Annotated in this window: 14 protein-coding genes; 9 read left to right on the top strand and 5 right to left on the bottom strand. The window is 68.1% G+C overall.

The window, feature by feature from the left end; genetic code table 11:
• Position 1 precedes the first annotated feature (1 nt).
• The 4 genes from B7X65_RS19640 to B7X65_RS19625 all read left to right on the top strand — a co-directional run bounded on the left by B7X65_RS19640 (position 2) and on the right by B7X65_RS19625 (position 3,556).
• Positions 2-889, top strand: coding sequence for an alpha/beta fold hydrolase (locus B7X65_RS19640; protein WP_293595979.1), 888 nt, complete (start codon positions 2-4; stop codon positions 887-889).
• A gap of 109 nt (positions 890-998) precedes the next feature.
• On the top strand, positions 999-1,547 hold the full coding sequence (locus B7X65_RS19635) for a phosphatidylglycerophosphatase A (protein ID WP_293595978.1): 549 nt from the start codon (positions 999-1,001) through the stop codon (positions 1,545-1,547).
• A 26-nt stretch (positions 1,548-1,573) separates the two neighbouring features.
• Positions 1,574-2,050, top strand: a complete 477-nt coding sequence (locus tag B7X65_RS19630) for a CinA family protein (protein ID WP_293596006.1) — start codon at positions 1,574-1,576, stop codon at positions 2,048-2,050.
• A 270-nt stretch (positions 2,051-2,320) separates the two neighbouring features.
• The gene (locus tag B7X65_RS19625; protein WP_293595977.1) at positions 2,321-3,556 is read left to right on the top strand and encodes an MFS transporter; all 1,236 of its coding nucleotides are present in this window, start codon (positions 2,321-2,323) and stop codon (positions 3,554-3,556) included.
• Here B7X65_RS19625 and B7X65_RS19620 read toward each other — a convergent pair.
• Both B7X65_RS19620 and B7X65_RS19615 read right to left on the bottom strand, forming a co-directional pair.
• Positions 3,553-4,722, bottom strand: a complete 1,170-nt coding sequence (locus B7X65_RS19620) for a nitroreductase family protein (RefSeq protein WP_293595976.1) — start codon at positions 4,720-4,722, stop codon at positions 3,553-3,555. The genes B7X65_RS19625 and B7X65_RS19620 overlap by 4 nt on opposite strands.
• Entirely contained in the window at positions 4,719-5,759 is a 1,041-nt protein-coding gene (locus tag B7X65_RS19615) for an epimerase (RefSeq protein ID WP_293595975.1), read from the bottom strand. Before B7X65_RS19615 ends, B7X65_RS19620 begins: the two co-directional genes overlap by 4 nt.
• A gap of 96 nt (positions 5,760-5,855) precedes the next feature.
• Between B7X65_RS19615 and B7X65_RS19610 the strand changes: the two genes are divergently transcribed.
• Positions 5,856-6,740: a LysR family transcriptional regulator gene (locus B7X65_RS19610; protein WP_293595974.1), complete on the top strand. Its 885-nt coding sequence runs from the start codon at positions 5,856-5,858 to the stop codon at positions 6,738-6,740.
• Between the two features lie 7 nt (positions 6,741-6,747).
• Here the strand turns inward: B7X65_RS19610 and arsA are convergent, their stop codons facing one another.
• Both arsA and B7X65_RS19600 read right to left on the bottom strand, forming a co-directional pair.
• Positions 6,748-8,550 carry an arsenical pump-driving ATPase gene (gene arsA / locus B7X65_RS19605; protein ID WP_293595973.1) on the bottom strand — a complete coding sequence of 601 codons (1,803 nt, stop codon included), beginning with the start codon at positions 8,548-8,550 and terminating at the stop codon, positions 6,748-6,750.
• Positions 8,547-8,750, bottom strand: a complete 204-nt coding sequence (locus tag B7X65_RS19600) for a hypothetical protein (protein ID WP_293595972.1) — start codon at positions 8,748-8,750, stop codon at positions 8,547-8,549. The genes arsA and B7X65_RS19600 overlap by 4 nt, the downstream gene beginning before the upstream one ends.
• A gap of 7 nt (positions 8,751-8,757) precedes the next feature.
• Here B7X65_RS19600 and B7X65_RS19595 point away from each other — a divergent pair, with 7 nt between their 5' ends.
• Together B7X65_RS19595 and B7X65_RS19590 are read left to right on the top strand one after the other, a co-directional pair.
• The gene (locus B7X65_RS19595) at positions 8,758-9,573 is read left to right on the top strand and encodes a hypothetical protein (protein ID WP_293595971.1); all 816 of its coding nucleotides are present in this window, start codon (positions 8,758-8,760) and stop codon (positions 9,571-9,573) included.
• Positions 9,574-9,770: 197 nt separating this feature from the next.
• Positions 9,771-10,208, top strand: a complete 438-nt coding sequence (locus B7X65_RS19590) for an FKBP-type peptidyl-prolyl cis-trans isomerase (RefSeq protein ID WP_096667721.1) — start codon at positions 9,771-9,773, stop codon at positions 10,206-10,208.
• Positions 10,209-10,325: 117 nt separating this feature from the next.
• Here the strand turns inward: B7X65_RS19590 and B7X65_RS19585 are convergent, their stop codons facing one another.
• Positions 10,326-11,309, bottom strand: coding sequence for an LLM class flavin-dependent oxidoreductase (locus B7X65_RS19585; RefSeq protein WP_293595970.1), 984 nt, complete (start codon positions 11,307-11,309; stop codon positions 10,326-10,328).
• A gap of 151 nt (positions 11,310-11,460) precedes the next feature.
• Between B7X65_RS19585 and B7X65_RS19580 the strand changes: the two genes are divergently transcribed.
• Both B7X65_RS19580 and B7X65_RS19575 read left to right on the top strand, forming a co-directional pair.
• A complete protein-coding gene (locus tag B7X65_RS19580) occupies positions 11,461-11,961 on the top strand; it encodes a nuclear transport factor 2 family protein (protein ID WP_293595969.1) in 501 nt (166 codons plus the stop codon).
• Positions 11,962-11,963: 2 nt separating this feature from the next.
• Positions 11,964-12,875, top strand: a complete 912-nt coding sequence (locus B7X65_RS19575; RefSeq protein WP_293595968.1) for an alpha/beta hydrolase — start codon at positions 11,964-11,966, stop codon at positions 12,873-12,875.

Raw genomic sequence — 12,875 nt, 5'->3', positions numbered from 1 at the left:
GATGCAAGCCGACACGTCCACCGCCCCGCCCCCCGAAGTCCGGCGCCTGCTGGACCGCGCCACCCGACTCGAAACGCCCTGCGGCAGCGGCAGCATGGTCTGGCACCGCTGGCGGCCCGATCCGGCCCCGACCGGTGCGCCGCATCGGCCCGTGGTGCTGCTGCACGGCGGCAGCGGCAGCTGGACCCACTGGTTGCGCAACATCGACGCGCTGGTGGGCAGCGGACGCGAGGTGCTGGCCGCCGATCTGCCGGGTTTTGGGGATTCGGCGCCGCCCGCCACCGGCAACGACGCCGACGCGCTGGCCGCGCCGGTGCAAGCGGGTCTGCAGGTTCTGCTGGGCGATGCCGCCTGCGACCTGGTGGCGTTTTCCTTCGGTGGCATGGTCGCCGGCTTTCTGGCGGCGCAGTGGCCGGCCCGCGTGGCGCGGCTGGTGCTCATCGGTTCGCCCGGCTTGGGCGTGGCCTCGCGAAACACCGTCACGCTCACCGCCTGGCGCCACCTGCCCGACCCGGCCGAACGCGAGGCCGTGCACCGCAAGAACCTCGCCGCGCTGATGCTCTACCGGCCCGAGGCCATCACCGCGCTGGCGCTGCGGATACACAGCGACAACACGCTGCGCGATCGCATGAAGGGCCGCCGCCTGGCTTACACCGACGTGCTGGCGCGCACACTCGCCGAGGTGCGCTGTCCGGTGTACGCGATTTACGGCCGCGAAGACGCGCTGTACCGCGAACGGCAGGAAGCGCTGGCATTGGCCCTGCAGTCGGCGCCGAATTTTCGCGGCATGCACTGGATAGACAACGCGGGCCACTGGGTACAGTTCGAGCAGCCGCAGGCCTTTGATGCCGTGTTGCGGGCAGTGCTGGAAGAAAGCCCCGCCCCTTGAAACGCCATGAAAAACATAGCTATCTGCGCACACCCTCATTGGGCTGCGTGCCATTTTTACGCATGAAATAAAATCGCCTCGCCCCCAGCGCACCCTCTTCCCACACACCATGCCCCCACTGAACGAAACCCCTGCCTTTCCGGGCGTGCCAAACCCGGCGCCACCGCGCCGGCCCACGGCCCGCTTCATGCTGGCGCACCCAGCCCACCTGCTGGCGCTGGGCTTCGGCTCGGGCCTGAGCCCGGTGGCGCCCGGCACGGCCGGCACCTTGTGGGCCTGGCTGGCCTGGCTGGCAATGGCGCCCTGGCTGAGCACGCCGCAGATGGGGCTGCTGATTGCCGTGGCCACGCTGCTGGGCTGGTGGGCCAGCACGGTCACGGCCAGAAACATGGGCGTGGCCGATCCCGGCAGCATCGTCTGGGACGAAGTCGTGGCCTTCTGGCTCATCCTCTGGCTGGTCATGCCGGCGGGCCTGTGGGGCCAGCTCGCGGCCTTTGTGCTGTTCCGCTTTTTTGACGCGGTGAAGTTCGGCCCCATGGCATGGGCCGACAGGACCTTCAAGGGTTTTGGCTGGCGCGGTGGTTTCGGCATCATGCTCGACGACTTCGCGGCTGCGTTCTGCACGCTGCTGGTGATCGCCGCCTGGAGCTTCTGGTGAACTTTTCATCACTATCAAAAGGTGAGCTGCCTGCGCCCGTCCTGGTTGGGCTTCTGGCCGATTTGCTTCTCAACAAAGACTGGCTGCTGGCCACCGCCGAAAGCTGCACTGGCGGTTTGATCAGCGCCGCCTGCACCGACCTGGCGGGTTCGAGCAACTGGTTCGAGCGCGGCTTTGTCACCTACTCCAACGAAGCCAAGACCGACATGCTGGGCGTGGATGCGGCGTTGATCGCCGGGCACGGCGCGGTCAGCGAAGAAGTCGCGCGCGCCATGGTGCAGGGCGCCATCACGCATTCGCGGGCGCGGGTCGCCGTCGCCGTCACCGGTGTGGCCGGCCCCACCGGCGGCAGCCGGGCCAAACCCGTGGGCACCGTCTGGTTCGGCTTCATGGTGGACGGCCGGCTCAGCAGCGAAGTCCAGCACTTTGACGGTGACCGCGCCGCGGTGCGCCTTGCCACCGTGCAGCATGCGCTGCAGCGGCTGGTGCAACTGCTGGGATAGGGCCTGCTCACACTGTTTATGCAAGATGCGTTGCGAGTCAAAAAGGTCATGCGCGAGGCGCAAAACGCAGCCGGGCTGGCGCCCGGCAAGGCTTTGCAACGCTGCGCATGGCCTTTTTGGCCGCAACCCGAAGGGAACGTGGTGAAAACAGCGCCACTCGTTGTTGCACTCCTAACCCAGACGCCCGGTCTGGGTGTCGTCGCGCGCCTAGATTGGCACTGTTTTCACCACGTTCGCACTTGTATAAACAGTGTGAACAGGCCCTAGCTCATGCCTGCCACCCCTGCCGCTGCCCATCTGATTGACTCCGCGACGGCCTGGCGCCGCCTGCTGGTGACCCTGGCGCTGATGACCGTGGGTGCCGCCGGCATGTATGTGGTGCCCGTGGTGTTGCCGGCGGTGCAGGCCGACTTCGGCGTGGCGCGTGCCGACGCTGCCTTGCCTTACACGCTGCTGATGGTCGGCTTTGGCCTGGGCGGCATGCTCATGGGCCGGCTGGCCGACCGTTTCGGTGTGGCGCTGCCGCTCAGCGTGGGCGCTGTCGGCATGGGCCTGGGTTTCGGCGCAGCCGCCCTGTCGGGAAACATCTGGCTGTTTGCGCTGGCGCACGGTTTGTTGATCGGCCTGCTGGGCAGCTCGGCCACGTTTTCTCCCTTGCTGGCCGACACCTCGCTGTGGTTTGTGCGGCGCCGCGGCATTGCCGTGGCGGTGTGCGCCAGCGGCAACTACCTGGGCGGCGCCCTCTGGCCGCCCATCATCCAGCACTTTGTGGAAAGCGTGGGCTGGCGCCAGACCTACTGGGGACTGGCCGTGTTCTGCAGCCTGGCGATGTTCGGGCTGGCCCAGCTGATGCGCCAGCGACCGCCGGCGCTCGCTCTGGCGCCGGTCAGCGTGCGCGGTGTCGCCGCCAGCGACCGGCCTTTCGGTTTGACGCTGGGTCAGGCGCAGGCGCTGCTGTGTGTGGCGGGCCTGTCCTGCTGCGTGGCCATGTCCATGCCGCAGGTGCACATCGTGGCCTATTGCACCGACCTCGGCTTCGGCGCGGCGCGTGGTGCTGAAATGCTGTCGCTGATGCTGGCCTGCGGCATCGTGAGCCGCCTGATTTCCGGCGCCATCTGCGACCGCATCGGCGGGCTGCGCACGCTTCTGCTGGGCTCGGCCTTGCAAACCGTCGCGCTGCTGCTGTTCCTGCCGTTTGACGGCATGGTCTCGCTGTATGTGATCTCCGCGATGTTCGGCCTGTTTCAGGGCGGCATTGTGCCGAGCTACGCGATCATCGTGCGCGAGCATTTTCCCGCCGCCGAAGCCGGCGCCCGCGTCGGCACCGTCATCATGTTCACCATGGTGGGCATGGCACTGGGTGGCTGGATGTCGGGCAAGGTGTTTGACCTCACCGGCTCCTACAACGCTGCTTTCCTCAACGGCATTGCCTGGAACCTGCTGAACTTCGGGGTGGTGCTGTTTTTGCTGCGCCGAACGCTCAGGCCGCGATTTGCCGCTGCCTAAGCGGCGGTGATCAGGTGGGACTGCAAACCGCGCCGTGGCGACGGGCCGACAGCCGGCGCATAACCCAGCCGCGCCCACATCTGCACCGTATAACGTGGCTGTGGCGCTTTTAGCAGGGCGTGGATGTCGGCATAAGGTCTGGCCTGTTCCGGATACTCCTGCAAGGCCTGCGACAGCGGTTGCATGGCCAGCCCCTGCGCCGTCGCCGCCAGTTGCGCGCGCGCATAGGCCCGGCCGGCGTTGACCTGGGTCTTGCGGTCATTGCCTTCGGTCACCATCCAGAAAAATGCCGGCGTCGCGGCGATCTTGGTATTGAAATCCTTGATCTGGCCGGTGGTGGCCGCGTCATCCGGCCCCGGCGCCTTGCTGCGGTCGAACAGGCCGAGTGACGTCAGCGCACGCACCATGGGCGTGTTGATGGTGAGGCCGTCGCGGTGCTCGGCAATTTCGCGCGGGCCGACACGCAGCACCTTGAACGATTCCAGCACGGTGCGCGGCGTCACCAGCTCGATGCGCCAGGCCTCCATGGCAATGGCGCGATGCTTCTGCATCAGGTCAGGCTGGCTGGTTCCCACGAAGCCGGTGCGCAAGGCAAAGGGCGCGACGCTGGCGGCAATGGCCTGCAGCGCATCTGTCGCGGGCTCGCGCATCTCATAGGCTTCGCGGTTGGTGTGGCGCTTGAGGATGTCGGCAAACAGCGGGTCCGGCTTGACGCCGGCATCTGCGGCCAAAACGATGCGTGCGACGGGTCGCTTGTCCAGCGTGGCCGGACCGAACTCGCCTTGCGGGAACAGGGTGATGTCGGCGCGCAGACCTTTCTGTCTGGCGGCGAGGTCCAGCAATTCCAGAAAAGTACCCTGGCTCATCATGATCTGGCGCGACTGCGGGTCGGTCTCGGGCAACAGCCGCGTGAGGTCGCAGTACAGCATGATCTCGCCGGGCTGGCGCAGGTCCACCAGCCAGGACTGCAGGTTGTGCGAGTGCGGCGCCAGAATCGCGTAGCTGAGGATCCAGCGCCGTACATCGGCGGTATCGGCCGCGGGACCGTTCCAGGCGGCAATCGCCTCGGGCGGCAGCTCGGACGAGCAGCCGGCGAGTCCGGCCGTGGCGCCCAGCACCACGCCGCCACCGGCCAAGCGCACAAAGTTTCTGCGGTTCAGGTTCATGAGGCGCTCCGTTCAAAGACTGGTGCCGTCACCGTAGCGCCTTTTGCCGCCACCTCCTTGCGCGAGGTCAACAGGCCCAGCTCTGCCAGGGCCGCACGCAGCGCCTCGGGAAACGGTGTGTGGGGCTCGGCGCCGGTCAGGGCGGCCATGCGGGTGTTGACCAGGGTGTGCGGCGTGAACCACTGGTAGCGCATTTCACACAGCGCCGCGATTTTCGGCATGACCAGGCCCAGCGCCCGCATCATCAGCCAGGACAGCGATTGAGTACGCAGCTTGCCGCCGGCGGGCAGCCAGCCGCGCTCCCACGCGATGTCGGTCAGTGCATCGACCCAGTCCTGCCCCGTGAGGCTGTAGCCGGCAAAGTGCAGGGTCTCGAAGGCCGGCAGCTGATGGCGCTGCCCGGCCACCGCCACAAAGCTGCGCGCCATGTCGGGCAGCCAGGCCCAGGCCGTGGGCACGTTCAGGGGGCCAGGATAGGTGAACTTGCCGCGCCGGATGTCCTTGACCATCACCTCGTCCAGCCACGAGCCGGTGCCGCTGCCAAAGAAGTCGCCGCCGCGAATCACCACCGCTTTCATGCGGCCGTCCTGCGTGGCCGCGCGCACCTGCGCTTCGCTGGCGATGCGCATGCGGCCCTTGAAGGTGCTGGCCGCCTGCGCCGTGTCTTCGCGCAGCAGGGGTGGCATGGATTCGCCGAAGTTGTAGACGCTGGCCGGCAGCATCAGCAAGGCGCCGAGTTCCCGCGCGACATTGATGGCGGCCTGGGTCAGGCCGGGCAGGTCCCGGCGCCAGGCCCGGTGTGTGTACACCGGGCTGAGCCCCTGCACCACCACCGCGGCGCCGTGTGCGGCGGCGGCAAGCCGGGCCGTGTCGCCGGGCTGCGCGGCCAGCCACACCACCCCGGGCATCACCGGGCCGCTGGCGCCCGGGCGCAGCTGGGCGAGCACCCGCCAGCCCGCCTGGGCAAAGGCGCGTGTGGCCGCCAGGCCAAACCGCCCGCGGGCGCCGAGGATAAGAACGGTGGCAGGCTGCGTCATGGAAATCTCCTGAAGAAAAGGGGTGGACATGGCGTGATTGTGGAAATCTGCCAGCTGTTCGACAATCCCCTAACGCTCCACATCAGGTATTCATCCATGAATAACAACTTCGACTGGCGCCTGGTGCGCTCCTTCCTGGCGGCACTGGACCAGGGCAGCCTGCTGGGCGCGGCGCGTGTGCTCAGCGCCAGCCAGCCCACCATAGGTCGCCACATCGCCGAGCTGGAAGCACAGCTCGGCGTGCTGCTGTTTGAGCGCACCGGGCGTGGCCTGCTGCCCACCGCCACGGCGCTGCAGCTGGCCGAGTCGGCCCGCGCCATGGACAACGCCGCCAACGAACTCGCGCGCAACGTGTCGGGCCTGGAGCCGGGCATCTCGGGCACGGTACGCATCACCGCCAGCCAGCCAGTGGCCTGTTTTGTGCTGCCACCCATCCTGGCGCAAATGCGCCTGGCCCTGCCCGACATCCAGGTCGAACTGGTGGCCAGCAACGCGGTCAGCAACCTGCTGCGGCGCGAGGCCGACATCGCGCTGCGCATGGTGCAGCCCGACCAGGCCAGCCTGGTGGTCAAGCGCATCGCCAGGGTCACGCTGGGCACTTATGCGCACCGCGACTACCTGCGCCGGCGCGGCACGCCGAAGCAACCGCAGGATCTGCTGAACCACGAGCTGGTAGGCAGCGACCGCGACGAGGCCATCCTCAAGGGCATGGCGGGCTTTGGCCTGCCGGTCACACGCGAAGCATTTGCGTTTCGCTGCGACGACCTGATCGCCTACTGGGAGGCCGTGCGTGCCGGTCTGGGCATAGGCTTCATCGCCGACTACCTGGCCGCCACCGACAGGGACGTCGTCGCCGTGCTGCCCATGATCAAGGTGCCGCCGCTGCCGATCTGGCTCACCGTGCACCGCGAGATCCGCACCAGCCGCCGCATACGCGCGGTGTATGACTTTTTGAGCCAGGCGGTGCCGAAGGCGCTTTAGGGCCTGTTCACACCGCGGCAGGCGCTGCCAGCGCGCCCAGGGCCGACACCCCCACCGGCGGCTCGGCCAGCCAGGGCAGCACAAAGGTGCGGCGTGCCAGGCCGCCGGCAATACGCGCGGTCTGGCGGTGTTCGCCGGCCAGGCGGGCCTGCAGCAGCGGGTCGGTGGTGCCGGTGGCGGCCACGCTTTTGTTGATGACCCAGGCCCAGGGCTCGATTTTGGCGCGGCGCAAATCGTCCTGCAATGCCGCGGCCTGGCTCACCGGCGTGACCTCGGGCAGGGTCACCAGGATGACGTGGGTCATGGACGCATCCTGCAACCGCATGAGCGGCGTGATGATGTGCACGGCGTTGTTGCTGCCCTCGTACTGCTGCATCATCTGCCGGTGGTAGGCGCCGGTGGCGTCCATCAGCAGCAGCGAGTGGCCGGTGGGCGCGGTGTCCAGCACCACAAAGGCGCTGCGCGCCTCGTTGACGACGCGGCTGAAGGCATGAAACACCGCCACCTCTTCGGTGCAGGGCGACTGCAGGTCTTCCAGCAGCAGCGCCTGGCCTTGCTCGTCCAGCGTCTTGCCGCGTGTGGCCATGATTTTGGCAATGTAGGCCTGGGTCTCGGCTTTGGGATCGATGCGGCCGACCTTCAGGTTGGGCAGGCTGCCGTTCAGCGTCCCGGCCACATGGGCGGCCGGGTCGGTGGTGGTCAGGTGCACACTGTGGCCGCGCTGCACTAGGCCCACGGCCAGTGCGGCGGCAATGGTGGTTTTGCCGACGCCGCCCTTGCCCATCACCATGATCAGGCCGTGGCCCAGGGCGGCCAGCTCGTCGGCCATGCGGGACAAGGGTTCGGCCGGCAAGGAGGCCACACCCGTAGCTGCATCGGGGACCGTCGCCGGCATCGGACCGCCCCCCAACAACGCACGCAGCGCCGACAGGCCCACGGTGTCGAAGGCGCGCAGCGGCACCTCGTCGCGCGGCAGGCGCGCCAGCGCGTCGGGCATTTGCGCGAGGGCCTGCAGGCCCAGCGCCTCGACGGCCCGGGCGGTGGGGTCCACCTTGCCGCCCGCCTGCACCGTGGCGTGAAACACGCCGTTGACCACCAGGCGCTGGTTGGACAGCCCCAGGGTGCGCAGCTCCTCGGCGGTGCGCGCGGCCTCCTGCATGGGGCGCGGATCGGGCCGTGTCACCAGCACCACGGTGGTGATGGCCGCATTGCTGAGCGCGGCCAGGGCGGCGTTGAAGCGCGTTTCCTGCATCTTCAGGCCCGAGTGCGGGCCCAGGCAGGAGGCGCCGCGGTCGTTGCCGGCCAGAAAACCGCTCCAGGCCTTGGGCAGACTGAGCAGGCGCAAGGTGTGGCCGGTGGGCGCGGTGTCGAAGATGACATGGTCCCAGCCGCCGCCCTCCTGGGCCAGCAAGGCGGCAAATTCGTCGAACGCGGCAATCTCGGTGGTACAGGCGCCGGACAGCTGCTCACGCACGGTGGCACGTTCGTCCTCGCTGGCATCGGCTTCCAGCTGCGCGAGCACGCGCAGGCGGTAGGCCTCGGCGGCTGCGTCAGGGTCGATGTTGAGCACGGCCAGACCCGGCACGCCGGGCACGTCCACCGGCTGGTTGCGCAGCGGCACGCCCAGCATCTCGTCGAGGTTGGACGCGGCATCGGTGCTGACCAGCAGCACGCGCCAGCCCGCATCAGCCAGTGCGATGGCCGCCGCGGCCGACAAGGAGGTCTTGCCGACCCCGCCCTTGCCGGTGAAGAAAAGAAAACGCGTGGCGGCAGAAAGAAAACCCGGAGCAGAGGCAGTGACTGTGTTCATGGCGACAGGATGACACAGGAGCGCCAGGCTGGCTTGCCGCAGATCAACGCCAGGCCGGCGACGTTCAGGGTCTCGTGGCGAAGGGTTTTTGCGGGCTGTGTAAAGTAGGCCTTGCCCTGCAGCGCCGCAGAGGCGGGACGTGTAAAGTTGTTTTGTTTTTTGGCCAGAAGCACCCACAGCGCGGCTGACGGGTTTGACAAGGATTGAATGCTGATACCCCGCTGGCTCCAGACGCTTTGGCACCGCCCCGGTGCGACGGGCCGCGTGCCCGGCGCCGCACCGATGGCGCTGCTGCCCCTGCTGGGATCCTTGCTGGCGCTGCCTTGCGCCCACGCGCTGGAGTTCAGCTACAGCAACCCCTTCCCGGACGGCCCGCTGGCCGGTGTGGCGCGCAGCCTGAGAATCAGCGGCGAGCTGGTGCCGGGCGACACGGCCCGCCTGACCGAACTGGTGCGGCGCAAACCGGCCGACGCCTGGCATGCCCTGGGGCGGGTCGAGCTGGCCATTTCAGGCGGCGACACCGCGGAAGCCCTGCTGCTGGCCGACACCCTGGCCGCCCTGTACCCGCACACGGTCACGAGCGCCGACTGCGCGGGCGCCTGCGCCATCGTCTGGCTGGCCGGCGCCTGGCGACTGTTGCCCGCCGGGCGGATTGGCCTGCAACAAGCGCCGGCTTCCGCGCCGGGCAAGGCTCCCACCGACCAGTTGCGCAACTACTTTTTCAAGCAGGGCCTGCCCGCGCCGGTGTACGAACGCTGGAGGGCCAACCGCACCGACGGGGTGTACTGGTTGTCCGGGCAGGAGGTCAACACCACCGGCACCTGGCCGCCGTACTATTTCCAGAGGCTCAGCGCCCGCTGCCCGCCACTGGACAGTACGGACGAGTCCTTTCACGCCGTGCGGCGTTGCGCGGCCCGGCTGGTGATCAGCCAGAAGGCTTTTGCCTTCGACAAGCTGCTGGAGGGCATCAACGACCCCTGGTGGAACGACAACCGGGACCTGTTGCGCAACGCGCCGCGCTGAATGTGGCCCCCACGGTTGCTCACTGCGTGTAGCGCCCTGCCCCCCAGGGGGGCCGCTGCGCCTGCGGGCCGGCAGAGCCGGACCCGCGGCTCTGGCTGGTAAAGAAGGCGGGCGGCGGCGCTGACCCGTGCCGCGCTAACATGGGTGCATCAGGCCGGGCCCGGCCAGTCTTTCTGAACATCACCCAAGGAGTTTTTGTGCGATCCATCCTCTGCGCCAGCGTTTTGTCATTGTTTGTTTTGCCCGCCGCCTGGGCGCAAGCCGATGCGGCCGCGGCCGCTGCCGCCAAGGAGGCGGGTGCGTCCGTCACGGCCAGCGGGCTGGTCTACCGCTCGCTGAAAGACGGCAGCGGCGCCAGCCCGGCCGCCACCGACACCGTCAAGGTGCACTACCGCGGCAGCTTTCCGGACGGCAAGGAGTTCGACAGCTCGTACAAGCGCAACGAACCGACCGAATTCCCGCTGAACCGCGTCATCCCCTGCTGGACCGAAGGCGTGCAGAAAATGAAGGTGGGCGGCAAGGCCAAACTCACCTGCCCGGCGGCAATTGCCTATGGCTCGCGCGGCGCAGGCGGCGTGATTCCGCCGAACGCCACGCTACAGTTCGAGATCGAGCTCCTGTCGGTCAAGAAATAGGCCCCCACGGTCGCTCACTTCGTGTAGCTCCCTGCCCCCCGAGGGGGCCGCTGCGCCTGCGGGCCGGCAAAGCCGGACCCGCGGCCCTGGCTTGCATTTCAACTCTTGAAAGTGCGCTTAGTCCTGCAGGCCCGCCGTGATCTCGTAAGACCGCAGGCGCGCCTTGTGGTCGAAGATCTGTGAGGTGATCATCAGCTCGTCGGCGCCGGTACGGGCCACGAAGGCCTCCAGCGCATGGCGCACCGTCGTCGGGGCGCCTATGGCCGAGCATGACAGCGTTTGTTCCAGAATGGCGCGCTCGGGCGGCGTGAGGCGCTCCTCGTAACCGGCCACCGGCGGCTGCAGGCGCGACGGCCGGCCGCTGCGCAGGTTGACAAAGGCCTGCTGCATCGACGACGACAGCAGCTGCGCCTGCTCGTCGCTGTCGGCCGCAAACACATTGAAACCCAGCATCACATAGGGACGCGCCAGCTGTTCCGAGGGGCGGAAGCGGCTGCGGTAAACCTCGATGGCCTGCATCATCTGCGCCGGCGCAAAGTGCGAGGCAAAGGCAAACGGCAGGCCGAGCTGGGCCGCCAGCTGCGCGCCGAACAGGCTGGAACCCAGAATCCAGAGCGGCACCTTCAGGCCCGCGCCGGGCACGGCGCGCACGCGCTGGCCCTCGGACACCGGCTCGAAGTAATGCATGAGTTCGACCACGTCCTGCGGAAACTCGTTGGGGTCGGCGTTCAGGTCGCGCCGCAGCGCGCGTGCCGTCGCCTGGTCGGAACCCGGCGCCCGGCCCAGCCCGAGGTCGATGCGGCCGGGAAACAGCGATTCGAGCGTGCCGAACTGCTCGGCAATCACCAGCGGGGAATGGTTGGGCAGCATGATGCCGCCGGCACCGACGCGGATGCGCGAGGTGCCGCCGGCCACATGCGCCATGACGACGGCCGTGGCGGCACTGGCAATGCCGGCCATGCCGTGGTGCTCGGCCAGCCAGTAGCGCTGGAAGCCCCAGCGTTCGGCGTGTTGCGCCAAGTCCAGGGTATTGCGCAGGGACTGCGCGGCGTCGCTGCCCTCCACGATGGGGGAGAGGTCCAGAACGGAAAAAGGGATCATGGTGGAGCAGATGGGTCGCGTTGGCGCATTATCAATGCCCGGCCTGTCGCCCGGGTGCCTGCCGTCGGCGACAGGTCACGACGCAGGCGCAGCCGGAGGGTGTACGATTTCGCGAGTAGATCCCCGCGAGCCCTCCCGTCCGAAAGTGTTTATGCACCCCAACCAGCAGACCCTGGAGAAGTTCTACAGCGCCTTTGCGCGCCTGGACCCGGACACCATGGCCCAGTGTTATGCGCCCGACGCGTCCTTTGACGACGAGGCCTTTTCGCTGCGCGGGCATGAGCAGGTCACGGGCATGTGGCACATGTTGTGCGACGCCACCCGGGCCAAGGGGCGCGATGTGTGGAAACTCGACTACAGCGACGTCAGGGCCGACGCGGCCGGTGGCCAGGCGCACTGGGAGGCCCACTACCGCTTCAGTGCCACCGGGCGCATGGTGCACAACGTGATCGACGGGCGCTTCACCTTCACGCCGCAGGGGCTGATCGCCACCCACCGTGACCGCTTCGACTTCTGGGCCTGGGCGCGCCAGGCGCTGGGCACGCCGGGCCTGTTGCTGGGCTGGACGCCCTTTCTGCGCAGCAAGGTACGCAAAACGGCGGCGGCCAACCTGCACACCTACCTGGCGCGCCGGAAACAGGGCGGGCACTGAGCATGGCCTCCACCCTGCCGCAGGCCTGGTTTGAAGGCTTCGAGGCGCGCGACTTCGAAGTCAACGGCACCTCCATCTTCGCCCGCTACGGCGGCAATGCCGCCGGCCCGACGCTATTGCTGCTGCACGGCTTTCCGCAAAGCCATGTGATGTGGCACCGCGTGGCGCTGGCGCTGCAGGCGCATTTTTTCCTGGTCCTGCCCGACCTGCGCGGCTACGGCGACTCGTCCAAGGTGGCCGGCCTGCCCGACCACAGCAACTACAGCAAACGCAACATGGCGCAGGACGCCGTGGCCGTGATGGACGCGCTGGGCCGCGGCAGCTTCTACCTGTGCGGCCACGACCGCGGCGGCCGCGTGGCGCACCGCCTGGCCGTGGACCACCCCGGGCGCGTGGACAAGCTGTGCCTGATCGACATTGCGCCCACGCTGGACATGTACAACGCCACCGACATGCGTTTTGCCACCGCGTATTACCACTGGTTCCACCTGATCCAGCCCAACCCGCTGCCCGAAACCATGATTGGCGGCTGCGCCTTGGCCTACCTGCACGCCAAGCTCGGCGGCTGGGGCAGCCGGGGCCTGAGCTACATCGAACCCGAGGCGTTGATCGAGTACGAACGTTGCTTCTGCACGCCCGAGGCGATCCACGCCGCCTGCGAGGACTACCGTGCCAGCGCCGGCATCGACCTGGTGCATGACCGCGAAAGCCGGGCGCGCGGCGACAAGATCGCCTGCGACACCCAGGTGCTCTGGGGTGAGCGCGGTGTGGTGCAGCAGCTGTTCCAGCCGCTGGACCTCTGGCAGGCGCAATGCGCCGGCATCGTCAGCGGCCAGGCCTTGCCGGCCGGGCATTTCATTCCCGAAGAGCTGCCGCTGGAAACGGCGCACGCCCTGCACACCTTCTTCAAATAA

The sequence above is a fragment of the Polaromonas sp. 39-63-25 genome (assembly GCF_002278925.1).
GTDB lineage: Bacteria > Pseudomonadota > Gammaproteobacteria > Burkholderiales > Burkholderiaceae_C > Polaromonas.
Note: the sequence above shows the minus strand (reverse complement) of the source record. Positions and strands in the feature narration are given on the sequence as shown.